The organism is Eisenbergiella sp. OF01-20 (assembly GCF_003478085.1).
Taxonomy (GTDB): Bacteria; Bacillota; Clostridia; order Lachnospirales; family Lachnospiraceae; genus Eisenbergiella.
Window position 1 is genome coordinate 44,877 of sequence record NZ_QUES01000033.1, and the last position, 26,352, is coordinate 71,228.

A 26,352-nucleotide genomic window follows, 5' to 3' on the forward strand; every position below is an offset into this window, starting at 1 on the left:
GGCACATTCCGGGCCGTCTTTTCATAGAATATATCATCAAGCCTATGGAGGGATTTATGAAAAAAAGAATTCTCGCATTTACATTAGTGCTTGCCATGGCCCTTTTCTGCTTTGCGGGCTGCGGCAAAAAACAGGAAGCCGTAAAGGATACCCCGGATAAAACAATGATCGACGTAACATTGAATGAGGTTGCTCATTCGATTTTTTATGCGCCGATGTACGTAGCTATCGAAGAAGGGTATTTTGCGGAGGAAGGCATTAATCTTACGCTGGTTACCGGCTTCGGAGCCGATAAAACCATGACCGCCGTACTTACCGACGAAGCCGATATCGGCTTTATGGGCTCTGAAGCTTCCATTTATACCTATTTAGGCGGCACGGAGGATTATGTTGTAAACTTCGCACAGCTGACCCAGAGAGCCGGGAATTTCTTAGTGGCCAGGGAACCTATCGATAATTTCTCCTGGGATATGCTCAAGAACTGTACGGTTCTTGGAGGAAGGGCCGGCGGGATGCCCGAGATGGTCTTCGAGTATATTTTGAGAAAGAACGGCATCGATCCGAAAGCGGATCTGAGCATCGACCAGAGTATAGACTTCGGTTCCACCGCAGCGGCCTTTTCCGGCGGGCAGGGAGATTTCACCGTTGAATTCGAACCCCATGCCACCGCCCTGGAGCAAAAAGGAGACGGTTATGTAGTTGCCTCTCTCGGCGAGGATTCCGGTTATGTCCCCTACACCGCTTTTTCTGCAAAGAAAAGCTATCTTGAGGCGCATCCCGATGTAATTCAGGCTTTCACCAACGCCCTTCAGAAAGGTATGGACTATGTGCAGTCCCATACCCCTGAAGAAATCGCCGCCGTCATTCAGCCCCAGTTCGAAGAAACGGAAAAAGAAACCCTTACCACTATCGTCACCAGGTATTATGATCAGGCATCCTGGAAGGATAATCTTGTATTTGACGAAGACGCCTTCACCCTTCTCCAGAATATTCTGGAAGAATCCGGCGAACTGGCCCAGCGGGTTCCTTATGCAGATCTGGTTAATACGGATTACGCACAGAACGCAGCCAAATAGCACGGGATGATCCTCTCCCCCGGCACACTCCAAAAAGGAGGTCCCGCTCTCCCCGGCGGAACCTTCTTTTTTCGTAAAAGCTGGTTTCCTTTTTCCTTTCCTACAGCGTATCGTCCCACAGCACCTCCGCCATATTACACCGTATAAAAGAGCATCAAGTTTACTGAACGCCTTAAGCTTCTCTGCACACATCTCCATATCTAACCTTTTTGCATCTGGCATCTATTCACCTCCCTTTTAGAAATGATTGACTTATTTAGAAATGATTGCTATTCTTCTACTTAGAAAGATTGGTTCAGAAACGGCTAAGATGCAAATGAAATCGTTTTTGCCGATGAAATTGTGGAAGATGAGTATCCTAAATATGCAGCAGAACCAGGTATGGGAAAGAACGAATCATTCTAAAGAGCTGTTATTTTCAGAATATTTTTGGCAAAAAAGGAACCGGGGCGGCTACTCCCCATGAAGGATTTATATACAGTCTTAACATATGTGTAGATACTTTGTTACTTTTGGCAATGAGAAGGGATGTGATAATATGTCATTACCCAAAGAACACTCTTATACCTCAGATGATTATTGGAATCTTCCAGATGACAAAAGAGCTGAACTGATTAACGGGCAACTCTACGATATGGCTCCCCCAAGCAGGATACACCAAAAACTGATTTCTCAGTTTACTATGATTCTTGGAGAATTTATCCGAGATAACCATGGTTCCTGTGAAGTCTATCCAGCTCCGTTCGCCGTCAACCTGGATGCCGATGATCAGAATTGGGTGGAACCAGATATATCTGTCATCTGTGATAAAAATAAACTGACAGATAGAGGTTGCACCGGTGCACCAGACCTTATTATTGAAATTGTGTCTCCTTCCAGCAGGCGACTGGACTATAATACCAAGATGGCGCTTTATTCTGAGACGGGGGTGCGTGAATACTGGATAATCGACCCTGCCAAAGAACGGACCACCATATATCGCTTTGAGGATGACGCAGCTCCTATGATTTATCAGTTTAATGATGAAGTACAGGTGGGCATCTACAATAACCTGCATATAAATATCTCTGACTTGCTAAAATAACACTTGAATGAAGAAGGAGATTTTTACTATGGCACTTATTAAATGTGCCGATTGTGCTGACTTGTGAGACATACGCCGGCCGGAAATATGGCATTGACAATTATTGCGAACGGAATTAGACAAAGAACTCCTGCAAATAAAAACAAGAGAAAAAGAGCTAAAAAAGGCCTGCTGTCAATGCTCTTTTACGATTCCGGTATCCTTCAGCCCTTCCAGGCCTCCCAGCTCCTGTAACTCCCCTCGTCCTGAAAGGTCACGGACAGATCCCAGGTATCCTTATATTTTTCAAAAACTGTTTTTCATAGGTAACCTCCTGTCTTTCTTTTGCGGCTGTTTTATAGATTGTATCTACCTTGTTACACTTTTGTGTAAAAAAAGAAGAGGCAGCCTGAGCCGCCTCCGCGTCCTTGATCTTATAAATAACCGGCCCCGTTTCTGCAGCCGCGACTTTGTGGACGCACAAAAAAAGTACCGCAGATACGGTACTTTCTAAGTGGAGCATACGGGGCTCGAACCCGTGACCTCCACGCTGCCAGCGTGGCGCGCTCCCAGCTGCGCTAATGCCCCGTCCGTGTATTATCATATCAAAAGTTGTCCCACTTGGCAAGAAAAATTTTGTCAGGATTTATATTTTTTTGCAGCAGCTAAAATTTACAGGTCTTTTCCAGGTGCAGATAAAAAAGTTGGTCATCACCCGCCCCAGCTTCCCTGTGCGGCCTGCTGCCATGGTAATATTCCCGCACATATGATAGAATGGGAGAAATCCGGAAACACAGCACACCGGAAACGTGTGAAACAAAGTACGTTTTAAATATGGAATTCATTTCCGCGCAAGCGGACAAGGGGTATAAAGATGAAAGAAAATTTGCAGGAAAAGATATACCGAGAGATCAACGGCCTTCGGCAGGGCATGTTCCTACAAAGCGAGGATACCGGGAATCCGGTCCTTCTGTTCCTTCACGGCGGCCCCGGCTCTCCGGAGATTCCCTTTACCCAGGAAAATCCCACCGGCCTGGAAAAGCTATTTACGGTCTGCTGGTGGGAACAGCGCGGCAGCGGCATTACCTACAGCCGTAATACCCCGAAACAGACCATGACCGTCGAGCAAATGATTTCCGACACGCTGGCGGTAACCCATTATCTGCTCCGGCGTTTCGGAAAAGAAAAAATATATGTCATGGGCCACTCCTGGGGTTCTTTCCTTGGCGTGCTTACGGTACAGCGGGCCCCGGAGCTGTTCCATGCCTATATCGGTATCGGGCAGGTGGCACGTCAGGCAGAATCGGAACGGCTGGCTTATTCCTTTATGCTCAGGGAATTCAGGGACGCAGGCAATAAACGTATGGTACGGCAGTTAGAGAAGTTTCCCATTGACAAAGGGGCGAAGATAGACATAAAATACCTGTCCGTGCGCAGCAAAAGTATGATGATGCTGGGGATAGGTGTCATGCACCGCAGCACCTCCATGCTTGACTGCGTCAAAATGGTGCTGCGTTATAAAGGCTATACCCTCAAAGAAAAGCTGAATTATCCTCTGGGAAACAGCTTTTCCCTGCGCTGCCTCTGGGATTGTGTGCTGGAAAGCGATTTCTTTACCCGGGCGCCCCTTCTTGCCGTTCCCGTCTATGTACTGCAGGGCCGGTTTGATTACCAGGTTTCCTATTCCGTGGCCCAAAAATATGTACAGTCGCTGGAAGCCCCGGTAAAAGGGTTTTATACTTTTGAAAATTCCGCCCACAGCCCCTGTTTTGAGGAACCGGACAAGATGTGCCGTATTCTGCGCGAGGATGTCCTGCAGGGCCGGGCAGATTTAGCCGATCCCCCCGAAACCAGATAACAGGAGAGCACGTACACCAGAATCAGCTCTGACCCATGCCCGGGAGAAGGGCGGACAGGAGAAGCCATGAATAAAAAAATGATATTTACACACATTACCGCCGCAATACTCTGCCTTCTGCTGGCAGGCAGCCTGACAGCCTGCGGAAAAAATGCCGATATTACACCTGTGCAGACAGAAATCTCCGCGCCTGCGGAAACCGTGCTGCCCCAAACGTCAGATACGTCGGAAACCTCCCCGGAATATCCGGCCTTAACCCCGGACAGGGATAGCGAAAGCGCATCCGCTGCCCAGGAGGCACCGCCGGAAAATGATTCCGAAACCATACTTGCCGATCAGTCCTTTGACGGCGTGGATCTGGGCGAATACCAAAATGTCCGCTTCACCACCAGCCAGGTTACCCGGAACGGCCTCTCCCATGCGCAGTATTCCCTGACGGATGACGGCGAAACGGTTTATACCTTCCCGGATGCCTATACTTCCTGGTACTTTGAACATACCATTAACTTTATAACCTTCCGCGACATCAACGGGGATGGAAAAAAAGATGTTATCACAAGCGAACAGTACATTACCGGAGCCGGGCCGGAAGGCGCCCTTCCTTTTTCCATGGTTCGTATTTACCTGAACCAGGGCCGGGATTTCCTGTTCGCAGAAGGTCTTTCCATCTCCATCGGCAACAGTCTGGATGTTTCAAACGGAGAGACATACACCGCTGAAAATGTCCTTTCCGTGCTGGAGGAGCAGGTTTACTGTAACTTTGACGGCAGCGGCGGATGGACCAGAGGGGAAATTGAAAGCTTTGCCTTCCTGGTAAAGCAAGACGTCCTTACGGACAACAGGCAGTCACTTGCGCAAAAAGTCCGGTATCCCCTGAACATTGTCCGCAACGGCTCGGAACAGCAGATTCAATCCCCGGAAGAATTCGTGGAACAATATGACGAAATCCTGAACATGCAGGTCATCTACGATGTGGAAGGCGCGGAAACCGAAGGCCTCTTCTGGAACCAGGATGGTGTCATGCTGGGGACCGGCGCCATCTGGTTCGGTAAAATGGAAGACGGATCGATTAAAATTTATTCCATTCCGGCAGAGGTACAGTATTGTAATCCGCTGAATGTGGATTAAGAAGCGGCCGCATTATCCACAAGGTAAAACGCTGTTTTCTTCATAAACCCGACTGCTTCCCATGTGCCGCAGTACTGTTTTCAATCCTGCAGCTCCGCATCTGTTAGTTCCATAGCCGCATTCAGACAGAATGCCTGCGGCCATGCCACCAGCCAGTCGTTGATTTCCCCCGGTCCTTTTTCCACGCCCCAGCGGCATTGGCAATACCCTTCATTCTGTGCACCCGGGTGCCTCCACAATCCATGAAATAGCTTCCCTTCTGCCGGAGCTATATTCTGTATGGCATTCGCCCAGATCAGCTGTGCACGCCTTTTCCAGTTTATATCTCCTGTTATCCGATACAAGGTAAAAAGGGCCGGAACCACCAGCGCCCCCCAGGGATCCATATGGTGATGCTGTGCGGATACCGTTGTCCCTCCCAGGGTATGGTAGGCTGCGGTTTCAAAATCACTTCCTGCCTCCGGAATGGTGTCATAATGCATCATCCAGGAACAGAAATACCAGCCGGCTTTTTTTGCGATATCCAGCCATTCGCCGCTTTTCTCCAGCTCAAACAGCCGCAGCGCACCGATGAGCATGGGGCCGGAGGTTTCCTTATCAATACAATAGGTATCCAAAGCCCCCGCCGTGCAGAAAAATCCGGCCAGGTCCCGTTTATAGTAGAGCCGGCAGGCTTCTTTTGCCCGGTTCAGATAACACTGCCGGCCCGTCTCTTCATAAAGATCCACAAGCCCCGGAATGAGATAAGCCCCAATTGTTCCATTTTGATCCACACAATCACCCGTATGTACATCCCATGCTTTCCCAAATCCATAATCCGGGGAATAGTGTTCCACAAAAAAGTCCGCCGCTCCCTCTGCGGCCTTGTAATAGGCAGTCCGTTCAATACCGGCCGCCTTCAGCAGCCGGTATGCCTTCAGAAGTTCCATCACCGCAAATCCCTGGTTGCAGGTATCCACCACCGCCGGACCATCCTTTTCCAGGTCTTCGTATTCTGTCACGAGTAATCCTGTCTTGGCAACGGCATCCTCCGCCCAGGCATCCAGATTGCTCATACCGATATCCACAAGCTCCTGCTTTCCCTCCTGCAGCCCTTTCTGGATACACAGCCTTGCATACATGCCATTCTGCCCGCACCAGCCAAAAGCAAAACCGTCACGCTTTACGAAGCTGCCCTTTTCCGGGCTCATCCCAATGTGGAACATCTGTCTTCCCCGGTATAACGAAAGCAAATGCAGGGCATGGCTGAGGGAAAGCGTCTGTACCTCTTTCACCGGATACGCAAAAGGAAACCTCCTGCCAAGCAGCCATAGTGCCGTATCTTCTACATTTGCCGCAGCGAAAGCCGGCGCCTCCGGTTTCCCGGAAAGAAGATAGGCCGCTGCGCGGAATTCCTCCCCCGCCTCCAGATGGATAAAGGTTTCATACGCATCACTGTAACGGTCCCTGCTGCAATAGGTAAGCGGTTTTTCAATTGTGGGATAGAGCAGCCTGTGGATCATGCACCCGTCTTTATCCGCTGTCATGGAACAGGAGCAGAGAAGCGAGTTTTCCTCCCTGTCGGAAGCCATAAGGGCAGCATATTGGTCCGCGTTCTCACTGATAGTACAGCCGGGAATTGTCGTACGGCGGTAATCGAAAACCCAGGGCTGTCCTTCCCTCTCAAGGCCTTTCGGTTCCTTCCCGTTTCCCCAATGGTTTCCGTTATAGGAGACCCCGGGAATCACATAATGCGTATAGGGGAATCCCGCTTTCATCCGGATTTCCGGTTGGAAATCCACTGCTCCTTTGCCGATATTTTTCCAGCTATGAACCAGTCGTACACAATTATCATCCACTGTTTCATATTGTAAAGTAACTCTGAACTGTTTGTCCTCATATACATTTTCTTCCAAACGCTGCAATTCCCGCTGCCGGCCGCCGCGTGTATAGCAGGGCGGCAGCATTAACCAATTCTTCATAAAAACCTCCATACTCTCCAAGTCATCCCTTGACGGAGTTACTCATTTTCTTTATGTCACATATTTTTTCCGGTATTCCACCGGCGTCATCCCTTCGGTGCTCCTGAACACTTTTGCAAAATAATTGCCGTTGGAATAACCGCATCTTTCTGCGATTTCCACAATCCTGATGTGGGGGTTGCGCAAAAGCTTCTTAGATAAATCCAGGCGGTAATCACAGATATACTGCTTGATGGTTACGCCCGTCTCCTTTCGGAACAAGACATTCAGATGGGCCGCCGAAAAATGCATATCTTCCGCAATATCGGATACCGACAGCTCTGCCTCACTGCAGTGCTGCTCAATATAGGATATAGTATCCCTTACCAGCCGTGAAAACCTGCTTTCATTTTCCAAACGGGCCAAAAAAGCATCCAGCATTCTTTCAAACAGCTTCATCACCTCGTCAATGGATACAGCTTCCCGGATACAGCTGTCCAATTCCTCCTCCGTATCCATATCCGCCGCGGACAGAAGCAGGGCGCTTTTTTCCCGGACGAGAAGCCTTGCAAATGCCGACAGGAGCATGATAATATCCTCCTGCCGGTAAAATCCTTCCGAACAGATTTCTGTTACCAGGCGGTGCAGCCATCCGTCCACCTGCTCCGGCTTCTCTTTTATCATTCCGACGAATTCCGCATACAATCCGGGATTCAGTTTTTTCATCTTCGGGATCTCATCTTCTATTTCAAATACGGTCCTGCTGCTGTCAAAGAAAGATTGCTCTGCATTTAACAGTGCAATTTCGCAGCTTTGTGAAACAGCCATCAGATTATCCGTTTCGAAGCCCATGCCTATACAAAGCCCTTCCTGCAATTCTGTCATTTTACGGCACTCAGCCCTTACCATACGCATCCGGTATTTACCGCAGGCGGCCAGAAACAGATATTTCCCCCTGTCCACCATAGTGAGAAGAATGGGAATTCCTGATTCCTGCCAGAAAGAAAAAACCAATGGCTCCAGCTGTCCCGGCACTTCTTCCTTCTTGGCCCAGAGTACCGCGGAAAAATAAGCCGTGTCTGTGGGGAATCCAACCTCCCTGCATATCTTTTCAAGCAGAGCCTTATCTTGCGTTTTAAGCCTGAGCATGTTTAACAGACGCTGGCGCTCCAGCCTCTGCCACTGGCCCTCTTTTTTTTCATGCCGTTCCTTTTCCCTTACAAAATCCACTGCCTTTTTGACAGCTCCCTCCACTTTTTCCAGCTCGATGGGTTTTTCCACGAATTCCACCGCATCCAGGGATATGGCCTTTTTCAGGTACTCAATTTCCAAATACCCGCTCATAAACAAAAGCTTGCTGTCGGGGCACTGGCGGATCAGTCTTTCCGCGAACTCCAGGCCGTTAAGCTTAGGCATACGGATATCGGTAAGCACGATATCCGGCCGGAACCATGTGGATATTGTCAGCGCTTCCCGCCCGTCCCGCGCCTGCATGATCTCATCAATCCCGTATTTATCCCAGGAAATGGATGTAATCAGCCCTTCTCTTGCATAATCTTCATCGTCCGCAATCAACAGTCTCATAGCAGTCTCCCTCCCTCTGCCGCCTCTTCCGGATTATCCGTTCCCTTAATCTTACCTATCCGGATGCTGACACAGGTTCCGATTCCCTGTGTGCTTTCGTAAGTGATACATTTTTCCATGTTATAAAACAGCTTAAGGCGTGTCTCTATATTGCTTATCCCATATTTGCTTCCCTTGTGTGTCCGCTCTATTTCCTGTCCGGTAACCATGCCCACGCCGTCATCGGTTACCGACAGGAATATTTCATCGTCTTCTTCCCATCCGCTGATAAGTATGCTGCCCCGTCCCCCGCTTTTCTCCATAATACCGTGTACAATGGCATTTTCTATAAGAGGCTGCAGAGTGATTTTAGGAATCAGATAATCCCGTATCCCTTGCTCCACATCCAGTTCAAATAAAATTTTCCCACGGTACCGTTTCTGCTGTATGGCAATATAAGCCTCGCATAATTCTATTTCCAGGCCAATGGTAATGATATCCCTTCCCTTGTTGAGAATCAGTTTATAATACCGGGCAAGGGATAAAACCGTGTCCCTGATATTATCCGTTTCGTTCCTGGACGCCATCCAGTTAATCATATCCAGGGTATTATAGAGGAAATGGGGATTAATCTGAGACTGCAGGGCCATCAGTTCCGCCCCCTTTTTCTCCTGTCCCAATTGATACTGCTCCTCCAAAAGCTTTCTGATACGCCGTATCATATAATTATAATTCCGGATCAGCTCCCCTACCTCATCCTGCCCGGCCTCCTCGTCCAGGGTTTCCAGCTTTCCATTCTGTACCTTCTGCACGGTTCCGGACAAATGCAGGATTCTGGCGGAAACGGACCGGGAAATCAGCCATATCGCCAAAAGCAGGGCCGCACAGACCAAAGCAAATAAAACCACAGTAAAAATGCCCGTATCCCGGAAGCTTCCCCGGACAGTATCCGAAGGCATCACCGCATATAAAAGGAGGCCGCTGTCCCCTATATCACACACTCTGGCATAATACTCTTTACTATTGGCCCTGACTTTTCCGCCCTCCGGCAAACAGGCGCCCTCCAGTTCTGCGTCCGGGCTGATTTTTTCGTAGAGCTTCCGGTCGCTGACCGTAAGCAGCCTGCCTTCTTTCGATTTTATATAGTATACCTCTTCCTGCGGGGTGTTTAAGAAGCTTTCCGCCAGCTTGTCCGCATGAATATACACATGCATGCTTCCCAGATTCCTGCTGAAATCCGCCAGATCCGTTACCGGCCTGACAAATACCATATAATTTCCGGACTCTCCGTTTTTCTCCATCTTTGTAATCTGCCAGAAAGGCCGGAAACCATTCTGCACCATGATCGCATTAATCTGCTGTCCCTCTTCGCTGTTCCAGTTGCGTACATAGCCGGATATGCCGTCCGCAAAGGGATACCTCCCGTCCAGGTAAAAAAGAATGGAATCGTAATCCGTTCCATAATATATATTTTTAATCCATTCCCAGGCGGACTGGACCTGCACATACTGCCCGGCAAAGCCGCTGCTTTCCATCAGCTGCTTCAGGTAAAAATTCAGGTTTTCATTCCCGATGGCCATCCTGGTTATACTTTCCACCCGTTCCAGCTTTTCCTCCAGCATGGCCTGTGTCTGCTCAAAGCGCTGACGGGCCAGATATTCCTGGTTTGTCTGGGCCGACGAAGAAAGCTGCCGGTAAAACAGGAAAAATGCAGCCCCCATCGCTGCCAGACAGGCGCAGGAAAAGAGAAGAAACATCTTCACTGTTAATGATAAATTCGAAAACCGGTATTTTCCCCCGGATAAAATCCTCTTCATATATGCCCCTATCCGTACGCCTGTCGACAGAACCTTCTCCTGAAACCCCCAAAAGCCTTCCCGCAGGCGTACTGCTGCAGGAAGGCAGAATATCTTATTTAATCAGCCGCTTTCTTTTCCCGGAATGCGGTCAGCTGCTGCTGCATTTCGGCAATGTATTTTTCAATACCGGCCTTCTGCAGCTGTGCCAGGACATTATCATAATCCCCTTCCCTATCCTGGGTAACCCCGCAGAGCAGAGGCGTCATATACTGCGCTTTCACCGACTCCAGGGCCGCCGTTTCCGCTGAGAGGGAGGATGCGTCGAAGATAAAGCCGTCCAGAGGGCTGAATTCTTCCGGAGTTATCCGGGTCGCGTCCATCTGCTCCTGCCAGAAAGCGTTTTCACTGGGTACTTCCTCTTCCATATAACCGTCCACCAGACCGGTCCAGGAAGGCTTCACATTGCTGGCATCAATACCTGCCGTTGTGATTTTGCCGTCCGTCCTGTTATAATTTTCCCCTTCCACGCCCCATCTGAGCAAATCATAATAAGCCTGATCGGTATGTGCTTTTTCAATAAACTGCAGGGCTTTTACCGGCTCCTTGCATTTGGGATTGATGGAAATACAGGTAGAATTGGATACGGAGGGCAGATATACAGGCGCTTTGCCAAATCCGTAATCATACCAGCCCATTTCCCATTCCGGATTATTCCTGGCAATCTCGTTCACCGTTGCGGTAAGGGACCAGGCAGGAGAATTGGTCGTGGTCGCCTTTTTGTCCGCTTTCACCAGTTCCGCAATCTTATTTCCTTCGTTGGCGCTGGAAGCAAGGATATCATGGTCAATTATCCCGTCCTTGTACCATTTCGCCACATACTCCAGCATGGTTTTGTATTCCGGCGTCTGCGTCCTGTCTAATACCGTATATGGATCCTCCACCGATACCACCGTATAAGGGGTATTCATATAGCTGTCCAGCTCCAGGTATTTTCCGGCGGCCAGGATATTCCATACGGCGGACCATACCCGGTTATCCATAATCACGGAGCTTTCCGGATATTCCTCCTTCGCTTTATATAAATACTGCTCCATTGTCTCCAGACTGTTGATTTCCGGAAGCCCCCAGCTTTTACGAAGATCCTCTCTGTACATGAAGCCTTCATTTGCCGATACACTGTCCGTCGCTTTCCCGAACTGCGGAATCCCATACAGCTTTCCGCCGATTTCACAGCTCTCCAGCGTTTTGTCAGAAACCACGGAATAATGGGCCACCAGATCAGGCACCTCACTCAGTAAAGGCTTTAAATCCAGAAATGCATTCTTCGTCGCCATAACCTTATAATCGGAAAAATTTCCTCCTACATACAAATCGTATTCCCCGGATGCAATATTCAGATTTATTTTGTTCTTTTCATCTCCCCAGGGGATAAAATCAAATCTTACCTTGATTCCCAGATCCGTAACCGTCATGGCATCCAGCTGCTCATAAAAAGTATCCATTCCCGCAGCCGGTTCATTTCCCATAGTAAATCCTTTTAAGGTGACCACCTCACCGTTATCTGCCTCCGCCCATCCTGCTGCGGACTGCGATGCCTCACCGGACTCTGCATTCTGTGTTGTCCCGGCGGATTCCACACTTCCGGCTGTCTGCGCACCGCCCTGGCCGCAGCCGGCCAGGGATAATGTCAATACTGCCGCCATTCCTACCGACACCGCTCTTTTCCATAAATTTCTTTTCTTCATTGCGTAATACCCTCCTTTTTATTATACATCAGGCGCTTTGGGCCTGTCTGCATCACCACTTACCTTTTCTAAAAATATACCTATCCTTTGCTGCGGGGCGCAAGGGATCGTGTACCGCAGCTATCCTTTTACGCCGCCCACAGTAAGGCCGCCGACAAAATAACGCTGTACAAACGGATAGAATAACAGAACCGGTCCGGTTGCTATAATTGCCGTCGCCAGCTTCATTGTCTCGCTGGGAAGGGAAGCCACACTGTCCACCAGTCCCTTTTCGCTCATCATGGCAGACAGGTTCGCCATCATGGACTGGAGAAAATACTGCAACGTATAGAGATCGGTATTTTTAATATACAGGTTACAGCGGAACCACTCGTTCCAGTAGCTCAGGGCAAGGAAAAGCCCGATGGTCGCCACCGCCGGTTTTGCCAGCGGCATCACCACTTTATAATAGATTTTGAAATCCCCCGCCCCATCAATCCGGGCTGATTCCACCAAATCATGGGGGATGCTTTTTACAAAATTACGGAACAGGAAAATGTTAAACGGATTCATGACCGCGGGGAAAATAAGCACCCAGATATTGTTGTTCAGATGCAGAATATTTACATTGACCAAATAGGATGGAATCATACCTGCGGAAAAAAGCGTGGTAAAATAGATGAAAAAGGCAAATTTATTCCGGTTTTTAAAGTCTGGCCTGGACAGCACATATCCGCTCATGGAGGTGGTAACAAGCCCTATAGCCGTGCCTGCAATAGTAATGCAGATGGTCACCAGATATGCCTGGGGAATGGAATTTCCCATATGGAATATGGATTGGTAGGCATCCAGGGTAAATTCCTGAGGAAACAGGGAGTAGCCGTTTACGGCGATTGCCGATTCACTGCTGAAGGATCCCGCCAGAATCAGGAGAAAGGGGATTACACAGGCGGCTGCCAGTATCGTGATAACAGTCATGCTGATGCCCTGAAATAATACCGCTTTAAGGCCATGCCGGATATGTGCCCGGTTTTGTTTCTGTCTGCTCATATATACTCCCATCTGCGGCTCGTACCGCTTATTTGTATGTTAAAACAGGGCGTTTTCCGGGCTAACCTTATTCACAATCCGGTTCACCGCCATGACAAGCACAAAACCGAATACCGATTGATATAATCCCGCCGCCGCTCCTCTTCCCATATTGAAATCCACCGCCAGGGAACGGTAAACATAGGTATCAATGATGTCCGTCTTATCCAGAAGCAGGCCATTGTTTCCCACAATCTGGTAAAAAAGCTCGAAGGAGCCTTTGATAATCCCTCCCAGCGCCAGCATGATAAGCATGATAGCCGTGGGCTTTAACAGAGGAAGGGTGATGTGGCGGATCCGTTTCCAGTTCGACGCACCGTCCACATAAGCCGCCTCATAAATGCTTTCGTCAATACCCAGGATTGCCGCCAGATACACCACGCTGCCGTAGCCCAGCCCTTTCCACACCTGTACGGCTACAATGATAAACGGCCACACCTGCGGATTCTGGTAAAAATCAAATTTATCAAATCCAAGTGAAGTAATAATGCTGTTGGCAATCCCATATTTATAGCTGAATATGTTATATACAATAACTCCTATCGTCACCATGGATACAAAGTAAGGCATAAACATCAGTGTCTGGGATACCTTTACAAAATATTTTCTCTGAATTTCCTTTAAGAGAACCGCCACGGTAATCTGCGCTGCATTACCTATCAAAATAAATGCCAGATTATAAAGAATCGTATTTTTAGTCAGCTTCCAGATAATAGAATCCACTCCGCCGGAAAAAAGAAATTCAAAATTCCGGAATCCCACAAACGGGCTTCGCAGTCCCTGCATAAAGTCATAATCCACAAAGGCATAATAAAGTCCCGGCATGGGAAGGTAACAAAACAGGATAAAAAAAACCACCATGGGTATCAGCATGAAATAATAAGTTTTATGACGCCTGAAATCATCAAAAGGCCTCATCCTGCCTGTCGTCCCCACTTTTGCTTTCATCTGTTTCCCTCTCTTTCCTGCATACCGTTTTCACTTCCTGCTATAATAGTACATGATTTTTTTCAGGTAAAAAATATGACTTTTTGCATAAAAAGGGTAATATATGAGCATCCCAGACTTCGCAGGAACCAATTAGCCTCCCTATTGTATGCTAAAAACAAGCAGGCTACCATATTAAAAAATCTTTTCCCAACAGCTTCCGTACCGCTTCAAGGAAAAAGAAATCCGCATACACAAGCGTATGATTATGTATTTGCCCATGATAGGATCCGCTGCAATGAGTCAGAAAACAGACGCTTTTTTCGGTCCAGTCGCAATGCTTTTCATCCAGTGCCCGCATGAGCTTAACAGCCGCACGCAGATACATACCCTGTTCCCGTTCCGGAACATGCCCCGCTATTTCAATAAGGCCCTTTGTGTCCTGCGGCATAACATTACCATCCTTTTTCCGACAAACAAAAAAAGATTTAGATTAAAACAGAAAGCTTACTTCTGCAAAAATCTAAATCTTTTTTATACACGTACCTGTCATTTTGTGCAAATGGACCCGAAGGGATTCGAACCCTCGGTCTCTGCGTTGCGAACGCAGCGCTTTCCCAGCTAAGCTACGAGCCCGAAACAATTTCCGAAAAAAATGGAGGCAACGAGGCTCGAACTCGTGACCTTTCGCGTGTGAGGCGAACGCTCTCCCGGCTGAGCTATGTCTCCATGGGTATTATTGTACCACTTTTTTGGAAATTGGCAAGAGTATGTTTGACAAAATTATTCTTTTTTTTGCTCCGTATTTACGGAAGGCCCATTTTCCGCGCTTTCCTTCGCACTTTTGGACTGCGCTTTTTTCCTTTTAGCCGGTATCTGGATACTGCTCAGATCCAAAAGCTTTTCTATAAGCAGTTTTTTAACATATACATCGAAGCTGAGCATACAGATAAAGGAAAAGAACTGCAGGAACTGCCTTTCTTCTTCCTCCTCCGTTTCCGGGAAAGTCTCACCGGCCCTGGTGAATTTTTCTATAAGATCCTTCTTCATCACTTCAACCTGTTCCTTCTCCAGGCTGAATACTTCATTATAAATATCTTCCAGGCTTAACTTTGCATCCCCTTTGAAATACTGATCCGTTATGGGCTGGAGAATCGTCTGTATGTCATTGATGGACATAACGCCCTTATAATAATAAATAAAAATAAGTATGAGCACATGCTCCTTGGAATATTTCTTCTTCACAGGCGGAGGAAGCAGATTGTTCTTCGCATAATTATTAATCATGGTTTTGGTCAGTATTTTATCTTCCCCGGGATTCCTGGTGCTGTTTCTCAGCTTGCTGTCCATCAGGGTCGTTACCTGATCCATATATAAATCAATATTGGGGATATCCCCGGGCCTGACATAATCGATTCTGTCAAGGCTCTCCAGGATACTGTTCAATAGGTCTTCTGTAGAAATGGTCATCTTCCGCTCCTGTCCTGCGTCCTTCATGGGGGACGCCCTGCCTGCCGCTTCCGTTCCTCAGAAGGGATCGGATACGGCTATACATTTGTCTTTTATTATATAGTATTGAAAACTACATGACAAGCCTTAACTTTTCCGGAAAGACATTTTTCTTTACTTTAGAACTTTAGTATGGTAAAATCCCAATATATGAAGGGCGGGGAAAATCCCCTGCCCTGCGGGAGCGAAACAGAATCAGTACGGAGGTAATGAAATGAATAAAAAAATAAAGACAGACGCAGTGGACCATCTGTTTGAGGCCATTCTGAGTCTGGAAAACAGGGATGAGTGTTACAGCTTCTTCGAGGATTTGTGCACCGTAAATGAGCTCCTTTCCCTGTCTCAGCGTTTTGAGGTTGCGGCAATGCTGCGGGATCATAAGACTTACCTGGATATTGCCGAAAAAACGGGCGCTTCCACCGCCACCATCAGCCGCGTCAACCGTTCCTTAAACTATGGAAACGACGGCTATGAAATGGTATTTTCACGTATGAATAAAGAGTCCTGAGACCCTATAAATACTGGAAATTTTTTTCAAATAAGTAATGTAATAACGTAAAATATCACTTTACATTTGAACACTCTTGTGATATTCTGACTATGTTGCAGGGCAACAGATCAATACTTATTTTTTATGCGGAGGTATCCTAGAATGAACAAAGGTACAGTAAAGTGGTTTAACAACCAAAAGGGTTACGGTTTCATTTCTGATGAAGCAGGACAGGACGTATTCGTACACTACTCCGGATTGAACATGGATGGTTTCAAATCTCTGGACGAAGGCGCAGCTGTAGAATACGATGTTATCCAGGGAGATAAAGGCCCTCAGGCTGTTAACGTAATCAAATTATAAGATTTCACGGAAATCTTACCCGAACCATCACAATGTGCCTTTTTTTATCAAATATATCGGTATCACAGTTCATATCGTTTTTTTATTTGAGAATAAGCTGTACAGTTGTAATGGATTCCACCAATGGGATACGTTGCCGAAACGCCCATTGAAAAAGGAGCTTACGAATGGATTGATAACAATCCGGACGTGAAGCTCCTTTCTTATTTCTGTTTACATCTCTTCTTCTGCGTAAGCCTGCACGGTATTGAAGTCCAGGCTCCCTCCGTAAAGGTTCAGTGCGCTTCCCACCGTGATGTGGATTTTATTCCGTCCCAGCTCCTTAATGCTTCTGATATCCTCAAGGGAACGGATTCCGCCCGCATAAGTGATGGGTATCCGGTTCCATCTTCCCAAAAGTGCCACCAGCTCCTTTTCGATTCCGCACACCTTTCCCTCCACGTCCACAGCATGGATCAGGAATTCGTCACAGAAAGAAGCAAACATATCCAGCACATCCTCATTCAATATCACCTTCGTATATTTCTGCCAGCGGTCGGTAACGATATAATAATCCCCGTCCTTTTTCCGGCAGCTCAGATCGAGTACCAGCTTTTTCTTGCCCACATTTTCCAGCAGCCGGTTCAGGTTCTCATAGGAAATCGTCCCGTCCCGGAATACATAAGAGGTTACAATCACGTGAGACGCCCCTGCATCCAGATATTCATGGGCGTTTTCCGCAGTGATGCCGCCGCCCGCCTGCAGTCCTCCGGGATAAGCCCGGAGGGCATTCAAAACCTGCTCCCTGGAGCTTTCATAATAAGGGCTTCCCTTTTTGTTCAAAAGGATTACATGGCCGTTTTTCAGGTTTTTTTCCTCAAAAAGCCGGGCATACCAGGCGCTGTCCTTTTCAGATACAAAGTTTTCCTGGGCACTGTCGCTGGTATCCGCCACACTTCCGCCCACCAGCTGTTTCACCTTGCCATTATGAATGTCAATACATGGTCTGAATTCCATATTCCCTATCTCCCTGCCTCAGGCCGCAGATAAACGGCTTTTTTTACAAAATTAGGTATATTTTACACGAAATTATCCTTTTTGACAATTCCTTTTTCCGCATAAAAAGAATTTTTCCGAACATAATAAAAAACGGACAGTTATATTGTTCGTGAGCGTGTTCTATATTTACAGGATGATTTTCCCGGCAGCCGCCAAAGTCAGGCTTACCTGGCCGCGGCCGCCGCTCACGGGTATAAAATCTCTGTGGAAAAAATCCTCCTGCACGCCCAAACACACAAAGAAAAAGGAGTGAGCAACATGAAAAAGCTGAACAGAATGATTCCTGCAGCGCTGATTCTGCTGATGCTTGCCAGTGTGACCGCCTGTGGAGATAAGAAAAATAACGCGGACGACATGGCAGGAAATACAACGGAATCCACTACCGCTGCCGAAGAAACGGCAAGCCGTAACGAAACCGGGACAACCGGAATAGCCGGCAACGAAACCACAAATGAAACCAATACAAATGGTACCGATACAAATGAAACCGGAACCATAAACGGTACAACAAACGGAACCGATGAAACCGCCGGTATCAACGAAACCAACAACGGTACTGCAGGCGGAAACAGCACCGCCGGCAAAGGCTCCAACCTGGTGGATAATGCAGGCAATGCTATCGATGATGTAGGCGATGCTGTGGGCGATGTAGTGGATGATGCCGGAAACATGGTTGAAAACGCTGCTGACGGTGTAGCCAATGGCGTGAAGGATATCACCAACACCAAATAATTTCTCCTATCTTTGACCACACCCGGGGCAAGCCAATAACTTGCCCTGTACATAGGGCCGCATATGGCCGGATTCTTATACGCCTTTTTCTATCAACGTGCCGTCCCTGTAGGCTGCCAGAAGCTTCTCCAGATAACCGATGCTTTCCTTGAGTTCCGTACCGATATCCGTATCCGACACCCGGATCCGCCGGGGCGCTGTTTCCACGATAATGGAATCCGAAAAAATATCCGATTCCTTTCGTATGGCCGATTCCGCCGATTCAAAAGGCTCATGGGCCACCAGCGTCATGCCGTGGGAATTGGCCACCAGGGTGTAACCGGCAATTCCGGTTTTCCCCTGGTAAGCCTTGGAAAAACCGCCGTCTATGATGAGCAGCTTCCCCCCGCATTTGATGGGGGTCTCCCCTTTCTTTAACTCCACAGGGACATGGCCGTTAATGATATGGGAGCTGTTCTCGTCCAGCCCGAATTCCTTCAGGATACGGCCCAGCACCTCTTCGTTGTCCATCAGCCTGTAATAGCTGTTTTTGATTTCCGTATGGGTGCTCTTATCCTCCACAAAATACCGTTCAAAGGTAGCCATTTTATCTTTGCCGAACACAGGGGAATTGGGACCGGTCCAGATATACCAAATGATATCCCTCCCTTTTTCCACCTCTTCCTTATCCTGGGAATAGTAACCCTTCCTGGCATAATGATCCAGGATATCATACAGCGCTTTCCCGCTGTATTCCTTTCCGAACACGTTCACCCTAAGGAAATTCCCCTCCTCGTCCATCGGCACACAGCCATGGTACAGAAGGTTGGAGTTATATACCTTGTACAGGCTTCCCTTGGAAAAAAGAAAACGGATATGCCGCTGCAGCTTCTCGCAGTGGACAAACGCATGCCGCAGCCTTTCCACCACCTGCTCCTCCTCCGGGGTCAGGCGGTACGGATCCCCGGGATCCACGGTGGGAAAATCCACATCCTTCATGGCATATTCTTTCCCGTCAATCAGAACCGTTTTCTTTTCATAATCGATCTTATCCAGCAGCAGCCGGTCGGCCATATCGAATTCCGGCCTTCGTTTCATCAGCTGGCCCTCCAGCTTGAACTGGATAATGGCGATGGCCTTATGCATCTTCTTATCCAGCTCCAGATCCTTTGTATCGTAATCCTCCCCATATTTAATGGAAAAAACATCGCAGTTGGAATCGGCATAGGTATTCATGGCAAACGTAGCAAGCGGAATGAGGTTGATGCCGTATCCCTCCTCCAGGATATCCAGATTGCCATATCTGGCGGAAATACGGATAATATTGGCGATACAGCCCGTGTGCCCGCTGGCCGCCCCCATCCACACCACATCATGGTTTCCCCACTGGATGTCCACCGAATGGTACTGGCTCAGGGTATCCATGATTATATGAGGCCCGTTGCCCCTGTCATAAATATCCCCCACAATATGCAGATGATCGATCACCAGCCGCTGAATCAGGTTACACAGGGCGGCGATAAATTCCGGCGCCCTTCCGATGCGGATAATGGTATGGATGATTTCATTGTAATAGGCCTCTTTATCCTGCACCTCTTCCTTTTCCGTAATCAGTTCTTCGATAACGTAGGAGAAATCCTTGGGCAGGGCTTTCCTTACCTTGGATCGGGTATATTTGGAGGCTACCCTCTTGGTCATCTGTACCAGCCTGTGCAGAGTTATCTTGAACCAATCCTCCAGATTTTCCTGGCTGTCCTCCTCCTGCATCACCAGCTCCAGCTTTTCCATCGGATAATAAATCAAGGTGGCGAGGCTCCGCTTGTCCCTGCTGCTCAGGGTATTACCGAATTCTTCATCAATCTTGCGCTTCACACTGCCGGAACCGTTTTTGAGCACATGGTTGAACTGCTCATATTCCCCATGGATATCGGTCAGAAAATGTTCCGTCCCTTTCGGCAGACTCAAAATGGCCTGCAGATTAATAATTTCTGTCGCCGCATCCGCAATGGTCGGAAAACTTTTGGACAGGCTTTTCAGATAGGTCAGTTCCAAATCCTGCATGCTTGCATTATCCCCTTTCTGCTGCATAAATCCTTTTTTCCACAGTTCGCATGACAAACCGGACGAACCATTGAAAAAAGGGAATCCTTCGATTCCCTATTCTTATCCCCTCTTTGCAGCTGCGCTGTCCTTTCCCTGCGGGATGCTGTCTCTTTCCCCGCAGACAGGTCTGAACGGCAGCTATGCGCCTTCGATTACATCGCTCATGTCATAAAGCCCCGCAGGCTTCCCTTTAAGGAATTTGGCCGCCTGTACCGCGCCTTTGGCAAATACATTTTTGGAGTATGCCGTATGGGAAAAGGTAATCACCTCGTCCTCTCCTGCGAAAATCACATCATGGTCTCCTACTATTGTACCACCGCGTACGGCAGAAAGTCCAATCTCTTTTGCATCCCTTTTCTGTCTCCGGGTACTTCTGTCATAAACATAAGTATATTCGTTATTAAATTCTTCGTTTATGGAGTCCGCCAGGGCAAGTGCCGTCCCGCTGGGCGCATCCACCTTCTGGTTATGGTGTTTCTCCACGATTTCCATATCAAAGCCGGCAGGCGCCAGGACTGCCGCCGCCTCTTTGAGCAGTTTCAGAAGCAGATTAATCCCCAGGGACATATTGGCGGATTTGAGGACAGCCGTCTTACCTGCCACCGCCTTCACCCGCTCCAGCTGCTCCGGGGAAAGCCCCGTTGTACAGAGTACGACGGGCATCTGCGCGGCGCTGCAGTAGTCCAGCAGCTTATCCGCCGCTGCGCAGGAGGAAAAGTCAATCACCACGTCCGCTTTCAGGGACGCATCCTGTTCCCAGGCCTGCCTGTAATCCTCCAGGCTTTTAAATACCGGATAGGGATTGGAGATAGGATCCGACACATCCACACCGGCGATGATTTCCGTATCGCTGTCCGCCTGGGCCAGACGTGCAATCACCTGTCCCATATGGCCGTTACAGCCGTGCATCAATATTTTTACCATAGGTAACTCCTTACAGAATGCCAAAATCCTTCATGGCTTTTTCCAGTTTCACCGCATTTTCTTCTTCCATTTCCGTTAAAGGCCGTCTCAGAGGGCCGGCCTCCAGCCCCATCAGGTTCATGGCCTTCTTAACCGGGATCGGGTTTACTTCACAGAACAGGGCCTTGCATAACGGGATAGCCTTAAGCTGGATGGCACGGCTTCCTTCCACATCCCCTTCAAAAAATCTGGCACACATCTCATGCGTCTCTTTTGGAGCCACGTTGGAAAGGACGGAAATAACCCCTTTGCCGCCGAGGGACAGAAGCGGTACAATCTGATCGTCGTTGCCGGAGTACAGATCCACATCCTCCCCCGCTATGCTCATCAGCTCGGCGATCTGGCTGATATTGCCTGTGGCATCCTTCACGCCCACGATATTGGGAACCTCCCTGCACAGTCTGACCACGGTTTCCGGCAGAATGTTCACACCACCGGTCCGGCCCGGGATATTATAAAGGATCACAGGAACCTTAATCGCTTCCGCCACGATTTTGAAGTGCTCATACAGCCCTTTCTGGGTGGCTTTATTATAGTAAGGAGTCACTACCAGCACGCCGTCAACACCTGCTTTTTCCGCCTCCCGGGAAAGGAAAACCGCGGTTTCCGTACAGTTGGAACCGGTTCCCGCAATTACGGGAATCCTGCCTGCCGTTTTCTCCACACAATAACGGATCACATCCAGATGCTCCTCATGGGTCAGCGTGGAAGCCTCCCCTGTGGTACCGCATACGATGATGGCATCGGTGCCTCCGGCGATCTGCGCCTCAATATGTTCCCCGAATTTTTCATAATTCACACTTCCGTCCTCATGAAAAGGGGTGATAATTGCTACTCCTGCTCCTTTAAAAATTGCCATATGCTCCTCCTTGTTTTGGAACGCTTCCTCAGGCGCCCTCTGATACGGCAGCCACACTGCCTGATGAAATAGAAGTAACTGTGAAGGTTCGGGACAGTTACAAATGTAAAAAAATTCTCCGGCCATCCATTTACGTAAAAATACGGAGGCGGCCGGAGATTATTTTCCCTTCATGATAGCGCCCCATCTTTTACAGATGACAGTCATACGGTTCTTCACCGCATGCCCAAGATTCGGATGCCAGGCCCCTCCTCTTTCGGCGCTTTCCCCTTTCCCTTTTCTTCCTCTGTGCCTGCCACATCCGAAAAGCTACTCCTGAATCGCGCAACCTCTATCTGAAAATAATCATAGCACGCAGTGCGGTTCCTGTCAACGCACATATTCTTTCCTTTTACGCGGGCGGGACAGCCGTCTGAACTGTTACCAGCAGCCGCAAGGGCCGGATCCCACGCTGCAAGCAGCAGGAGACCCGGCCCGATAACAAGTCGGTCTGAAAGACAGCAAACCGGCCTTTTATTTGATTGTACGGATTTCGGACACATAGTCGGCAAGGGAACAGACCTCCTCGTCCAGAGAAATACCGGTCATGATAATATCCGTTTCCCCGTCCCTTGTATCCAGCACGTTTTTCAAATCCGCGATGGAGATAATATTATTATCAACAAGCCCCAGCACTTCATCCAGGATCAGCATATCGCATTCCCCCGTACTGAGAACTTTTTTGGCAAAGTTCAGGCCATTCCTGATATTCTGGACTTCGTCCTCCTGCTTTTCCCTGGGCAGGGCCACAAAATCTTCATTGGATTTTTCGAAACGGAAAAGCTTGATCCCCGGCTCGAGCCTGCGCGGATATTCGTCCTCGGTCAGTCCCTTTCCCTTCAGGAACTGGATGATTACCACCCGTGCCCCCCTGGCCGCCGCTATCAGACCGCAGCCTATGGCCGCCGGCGATTTGCCGTGTCCCGTCCCTCCATAAATATAAACCTTTCCTTCTGCCATATATTCGCCCCTCTACGGTATTCTGCGGCACCGGACCGCTATCGTCATTCGTTGCAGCTTCCTCTCCTGCAGGCAGCCCTGTAAAACAGCAGCCATAACATCCCATTGCCTGCGGCTGGGTATCTGACCTGTTAATAATACCATAAGCATCCAGGTGATGCAACTTTTATTCCGGCAGCCTACTCTTCTATGAGTTCCAGCTTGCTTACGGAAACTTCATAAGCAATCCTTTTTTCCAGCTGCTCTTCCCCTACTTTTTTCATATATTCCCTGCTCTGGATCCTGCCCCAAACCTCGCAGCGCTCCCCTACATTGAAGCCGCCTGCAAAGCGGGCGTTGCGTCCCCAGCAGATACAGGGAATATAATCGGACTTTCCGTAAGGACGGTTTACAGCCAGAAGCACATCGGCGATTTCCCTTCCCAAAGGCGTTTTACGGTAAACCGGTTCCTTGCAGATATAGCCGTCCAGATATATCTGATTGGTTTTGGAGCTTTCCTCCAGTTCCTCAACAAATTCAATTTCCCTTGCAAATACGGATAAGATCAGTCTGTTCTTCCTCTCCTCATGTCTGTTATAGGAACGGAACTGCCCGGATACGCATACATAAGCGCCCTTGTAGTCCTCTTCCACATCGAGGAGCCTTTCGGATACCATCAGGGGAATGATGTCATAGGAGTCACTGAGTCTGGCGACCTCCACATCCACCATATAAAAGCCCTCTCCGAAAATCTCGTGGCTGAATGTAAAGTCGCTCACGATTTTCCCCATTATGATCACCTGGTTGTTTTCAATTACCTTATCTGTCATTTTTTGTTCTCCCTTCTTGGGCTTCGGTTTGACCGAAACCGCTTTTAAGAATTTTTTCCTGTCATGTATTACTATTTTATGGCAGCAAAACCGATCCTAGAACCGCCATGGGTCGCCGCGATTTCCGGAAAATCGACAGATATCGGGGGTTTTTGCAGTTTTTAGGTTGCAAGATGAAAATATCGGTGCTATACTGTTTAAGTTTGATGTAAGTTGTATAATAATAAGGTAGCTGTCCGAAACTTCTCCTGTAGCCCCGTTTCGTGAGCTGTTTGTTCTCTGGCATACGAAATCCGCATAACACTGGGGGCTGCAGAAGAAATTTCAGACAGTCTTTTGTTTCAGTACCGGATCGTTTGAAGAGGTATAGGAAGGGAATTGAAGTATGATGCAGAAAAGAGAAGATGTGAGGAATGTGGCTATTATCGCTCACGTTGACCATGGCAAAACAACGCTTGTGGATGAGCTTTTGAAGCAGAGCGGCGTGTTCAGGGAAAACCAGGATGTGGCGGAAAGGGTCATGGACTCCAATGCCATAGAGCGGGAAAGAGGAATCACCATTCTTTCCAAAAATACAGCCGTTATGTATAAGGGAACAAAAATTAATATCATTGATACGCCCGGACACGCGGATTTCGGCGGCGAAGTGGAACGTGTCCTGAAAATGGTGAACGGCGTTATCCTGGTGGTGGACGCGTTTGAAGGCCCCATGCCCCAGACAAAGTTCGTACTGCGTAAGGCGCTGGAGCTGCAGCTTTCCGTCATTGTGTGTGTGAACAAAATAGACCGCCCGGAAGCCAGGCCCAACGCGGTTGTGGATGAGGTGCTGGAGCTTTTCATGGATCTGGACGCCAATGACGAGCAGCTGGATTGTCCTTTTGTATTTGCTTCCGCCAAAACGGGAAGTGCCACGCTGAACCTGACGGTAAAGAACAAGGACATGAAGCCCCTGTTCGATACGATTTTAGAGTATATCCCCGCTCCCGAAGGGGATCCTCAGGCCGGCACACAGCTGCTTATCAGCACGATAGATTATAATGAATATGTGGGCCGCATCGGCGTGGGCAAGGTGGACAACGGCACCATTTCCGAAGGCCAGGAGGTAGTGATCGTCAACCACCATGAGCCGGACAAGCAGAAACGTGTGAAGGTGAGCAAGCTGTATGAATTCGACGGCCTGAGCAAGGTTCCCGTAAAGACTTCTTCCATGGGATCCATCGTCGCCATTTCCGGTATCACGGATATCCATATCGGGGATACGCTGTGTTCTCCTGAAAATCCGCAGCCTATCCCGTTCCAGAAGATTTCCGAACCTACCATTGCTATGCATTTCATCGTAAATGACTCTCCTTTTGCCGGACAGGAAGGTAAATTTGTAACAAGCCGCCATTTGCGGGACCGGCTTTTCCGGGAACTGAATACCGACGTTTCCCTCCGCGTGGAAGAAACGGACACCACGGAAAGCTTCAAGGTATCGGGCCGCGGCGAACTGCATCTGTCCGTCCTTATTGAAAACATGCGCCGCGAAGGCTTTGAATTTGCCGTCAGCAAGGCGGAAGTGCTCTATAAAACGGACGAGCACGGCAAGCGCCTGGAGCCTATGGAAATTGCCTATATCGATGTGCCGGAGGTGTTTTCCGGAAGCGTCATTGAAAAACTGAGCCAGCGGAAAGGCGAGCTGGTAAATATGAGCGCCGCCAACGGAGGCTATACCCGCCTGGAATTCAATATTCCTTCCCGGGGCCTGATCGGCTACCGCGGGGAATTCATGACCGACACCAAAGGAAACGGTATCATGAATACGGCATTTGCAGGCTACGGCCCTTATAAGGGAGATATCCAGTACCGCAAGCAGGGCTCCCTCATCGCCTATGAGACCGGGGAATCCATAACCTACGGCCTGTTCAATGCCCAGGAGCGCGGAACCTTATTCATCGGCGCCGGCGAAAGAGTCTATGCCGGTATGGTCATCGGCCAGAACGGAAGGGGCGAAGATATCGAAGTCAACGTGTGCAAGAAGAAACAGCTGACCAATACCCGTTCCTCCAGCGCAGACGAAGCCCTCCGCCTCAGCCCTCCCCGTATTCTGAGCCTGGAGCAGGCGCTGGATTTCATCGAAACCGATGAGCTTTTGGAGGTTACCCCCAAAAACCTGCGCATCCGCAAGAAAATTCTGGATCCTACCAAAAGAAAAAGAGCTAACATGAACAGAAATTAACCATAGGAAATGCCGCCCCGTTCTCCTTGCAAAGAACCGGGCGGCATTTTTTCCTGTGCACTTTGGGTGCAGATAAAAAAGTTTGGCGTCCCCCGGCCCTGCTTCCCTGTGCGGCCTGCTGCC

Annotated in this window: 22 protein-coding genes, 3 tRNA genes and 1 riboswitch; of the genes, 8 read left to right on the forward strand and 17 right to left on the reverse strand. The window is 48.7% G+C overall.

Annotated features, from left to right (window positions below; translation table 11 throughout):
* The first annotated feature begins 56 nt into the window (after positions 1 to 56).
* Both DXA36_RS25780 and DXA36_RS25785 read left to right on the forward strand, forming a co-directional pair.
* Positions 57 to 1,076: an ABC transporter substrate-binding protein gene (locus DXA36_RS25780; protein ID WP_118682226.1), complete on the forward strand. Its 1,020-nt coding sequence runs from the start codon at positions 57 to 59 to the stop codon at positions 1,074 to 1,076.
* 538 nt (positions 1,077 to 1,614) lie between these two features.
* A complete protein-coding gene (locus DXA36_RS25785; protein WP_118682244.1) occupies positions 1,615 to 2,160 on the forward strand; it encodes a Uma2 family endonuclease in 546 nt (181 codons plus the stop codon).
* A gap of 494 nt (positions 2,161 to 2,654) precedes the next feature.
* On the opposite strand, the gene DXA36_RS25795 is transcribed toward DXA36_RS25785, so the two are convergent.
* Positions 2,655 to 2,727, reverse strand: a tRNA-Ala gene (locus DXA36_RS25795).
* Positions 2,728 to 3,013: 286 nt separating this feature from the next.
* On the opposite strand from DXA36_RS25795, the gene DXA36_RS25800 reads away from it, so the two are divergent.
* Complete coding sequence (locus tag DXA36_RS25800) at positions 3,014 to 3,997, forward strand: alpha/beta fold hydrolase (protein ID WP_118682228.1); 984 nt, start codon at positions 3,014 to 3,016, stop codon at positions 3,995 to 3,997.
* A 66-nt stretch (positions 3,998 to 4,063) separates the two neighbouring features.
* Entirely contained in the window at positions 4,064 to 5,125 is a 1,062-nt protein-coding gene (locus tag DXA36_RS25805) for a hypothetical protein (RefSeq protein WP_118682229.1), read from the forward strand.
* An 80-nt stretch (positions 5,126 to 5,205) separates the two neighbouring features.
* On the opposite strand, the gene DXA36_RS25810 is transcribed toward DXA36_RS25805, so the two are convergent.
* From DXA36_RS25810 to DXA36_RS25855, 10 genes are all read right to left on the reverse strand, one after another.
* A complete protein-coding gene (locus tag DXA36_RS25810) occupies positions 5,206 to 7,086 on the reverse strand; it encodes a hypothetical protein (protein WP_147366652.1) in 1,881 nt (626 codons plus the stop codon).
* Positions 7,087 to 7,137: 51 nt separating this feature from the next.
* Positions 7,138 to 8,649, reverse strand: coding sequence for a response regulator transcription factor (locus DXA36_RS25815; protein WP_118682231.1), 1,512 nt, complete (start codon positions 8,647 to 8,649; stop codon positions 7,138 to 7,140).
* Entirely contained in the window at positions 8,646 to 10,445 is a 1,800-nt protein-coding gene (locus DXA36_RS25820; protein ID WP_118682232.1) for a sensor histidine kinase, read from the reverse strand. The genes DXA36_RS25815 and DXA36_RS25820 overlap by 4 nt, the downstream gene beginning before the upstream one ends.
* Positions 10,446 to 10,543: 98 nt before the next feature.
* The gene (locus tag DXA36_RS25825; protein ID WP_118682233.1) at positions 10,544 to 12,172 is read right to left on the reverse strand and encodes a DUF3502 domain-containing protein; all 1,629 of its coding nucleotides are present in this window, start codon (positions 12,170 to 12,172) and stop codon (positions 10,544 to 10,546) included.
* Between the two features lie 120 nt (positions 12,173 to 12,292).
* Entirely contained in the window at positions 12,293 to 13,201 is a 909-nt protein-coding gene (locus tag DXA36_RS25830; protein ID WP_118682245.1) for a carbohydrate ABC transporter permease, read from the reverse strand.
* 39 nt (positions 13,202 to 13,240) lie between these two features.
* Entirely contained in the window at positions 13,241 to 14,188 is a 948-nt protein-coding gene (locus DXA36_RS25835; RefSeq protein ID WP_243114746.1) for an ABC transporter permease, read from the reverse strand.
* Positions 14,189 to 14,354: 166 nt separating this feature from the next.
* Positions 14,355 to 14,618, reverse strand: coding sequence for a hypothetical protein (locus DXA36_RS25840; RefSeq protein ID WP_118682234.1), 264 nt, complete (start codon positions 14,616 to 14,618; stop codon positions 14,355 to 14,357).
* A 112-nt stretch (positions 14,619 to 14,730) separates the two neighbouring features.
* Positions 14,731 to 14,803 (reverse strand) — tRNA-Ala (locus DXA36_RS25845).
* Between the two features lie 20 nt (positions 14,804 to 14,823).
* Positions 14,824 to 14,896 (reverse strand) — tRNA-Val (locus DXA36_RS25850).
* Positions 14,897 to 14,950: 54 nt separating this feature from the next.
* Positions 14,951 to 15,637 (reverse strand): DUF1836 domain-containing protein, encoded by a 687-nt coding sequence (locus DXA36_RS25855; RefSeq protein ID WP_118682247.1) that lies wholly within the window; start codon positions 15,635 to 15,637, stop codon positions 14,951 to 14,953.
* Between the two features lie 253 nt (positions 15,638 to 15,890).
* On the opposite strand from DXA36_RS25855, the gene DXA36_RS25860 reads away from it, so the two are divergent.
* Together DXA36_RS25860 and DXA36_RS25865 are read left to right on the forward strand one after the other, a co-directional pair.
* On the forward strand, positions 15,891 to 16,184 hold the full coding sequence (locus DXA36_RS25860) for a YerC/YecD family TrpR-related protein (RefSeq protein ID WP_118682235.1): 294 nt from the start codon (positions 15,891 to 15,893) through the stop codon (positions 16,182 to 16,184).
* 144 nt (positions 16,185 to 16,328) lie between these two features.
* The gene (locus DXA36_RS25865; protein WP_118682236.1) at positions 16,329 to 16,529 is read left to right on the forward strand and encodes a cold-shock protein; all 201 of its coding nucleotides are present in this window, start codon (positions 16,329 to 16,331) and stop codon (positions 16,527 to 16,529) included.
* A 213-nt stretch (positions 16,530 to 16,742) separates the two neighbouring features.
* On the opposite strand, the gene hisA is transcribed toward DXA36_RS25865, so the two are convergent.
* Entirely contained in the window at positions 16,743 to 17,525 is a 783-nt protein-coding gene (gene hisA, locus DXA36_RS25870; RefSeq protein ID WP_118682237.1) for a phosphoribosylformimino-5-aminoimidazole carboxamide ribotide isomerase, read from the reverse strand.
* A 300-nt stretch (positions 17,526 to 17,825) separates the two neighbouring features.
* On the opposite strand from hisA, the gene DXA36_RS25875 reads away from it, so the two are divergent.
* On the forward strand, positions 17,826 to 18,299 hold the full coding sequence (locus DXA36_RS25875; protein WP_118682238.1) for a hypothetical protein: 474 nt from the start codon (positions 17,826 to 17,828) through the stop codon (positions 18,297 to 18,299).
* A gap of 75 nt (positions 18,300 to 18,374) precedes the next feature.
* On the opposite strand, the gene DXA36_RS25880 is transcribed toward DXA36_RS25875, so the two are convergent.
* From DXA36_RS25880 to DXA36_RS25900, 5 genes are all read right to left on the reverse strand, one after another.
* Complete coding sequence (locus DXA36_RS25880; protein ID WP_118682248.1) at positions 18,375 to 20,339, reverse strand: fructose-1,6-bisphosphatase; 1,965 nt, start codon at positions 20,337 to 20,339, stop codon at positions 18,375 to 18,377.
* 180 nt (positions 20,340 to 20,519) lie between these two features.
* Positions 20,520 to 21,305 carry a 4-hydroxy-tetrahydrodipicolinate reductase gene (gene dapB / locus DXA36_RS25885; protein WP_118682239.1) on the reverse strand — a complete coding sequence of 262 codons (786 nt, stop codon included), beginning with the start codon at positions 21,303 to 21,305 and terminating at the stop codon, positions 20,520 to 20,522.
* 10 nt (positions 21,306 to 21,315) lie between these two features.
* On the reverse strand, positions 21,316 to 22,203 hold the full coding sequence (dapA, locus tag DXA36_RS25890; protein WP_118682240.1) for a 4-hydroxy-tetrahydrodipicolinate synthase: 888 nt from the start codon (positions 22,201 to 22,203) through the stop codon (positions 21,316 to 21,318).
* Positions 22,204 to 22,371: 168 nt separating this feature from the next.
* Positions 22,372 to 22,545, reverse strand: a riboswitch (Lysine riboswitch).
* 171 nt (positions 22,546 to 22,716) lie between these two features.
* Positions 22,717 to 23,202, reverse strand: a complete 486-nt coding sequence (locus DXA36_RS25895; protein ID WP_118682241.1) for a cob(I)yrinic acid a,c-diamide adenosyltransferase — start codon at positions 23,200 to 23,202, stop codon at positions 22,717 to 22,719.
* A gap of 179 nt (positions 23,203 to 23,381) precedes the next feature.
* Positions 23,382 to 24,011: a single-stranded DNA-binding protein gene (locus tag DXA36_RS25900; RefSeq protein ID WP_009255590.1), complete on the reverse strand. Its 630-nt coding sequence runs from the start codon at positions 24,009 to 24,011 to the stop codon at positions 23,382 to 23,384.
* A 385-nt stretch (positions 24,012 to 24,396) separates the two neighbouring features.
* On the opposite strand from DXA36_RS25900, the gene typA reads away from it, so the two are divergent.
* Positions 24,397 to 26,229 carry a translational GTPase TypA gene (gene typA / locus DXA36_RS25905; RefSeq protein ID WP_118682242.1) on the forward strand — a complete coding sequence of 611 codons (1,833 nt, stop codon included), beginning with the start codon at positions 24,397 to 24,399 and terminating at the stop codon, positions 26,227 to 26,229.
* Positions 26,230 to 26,352: the final 123 nt, after the last annotated feature.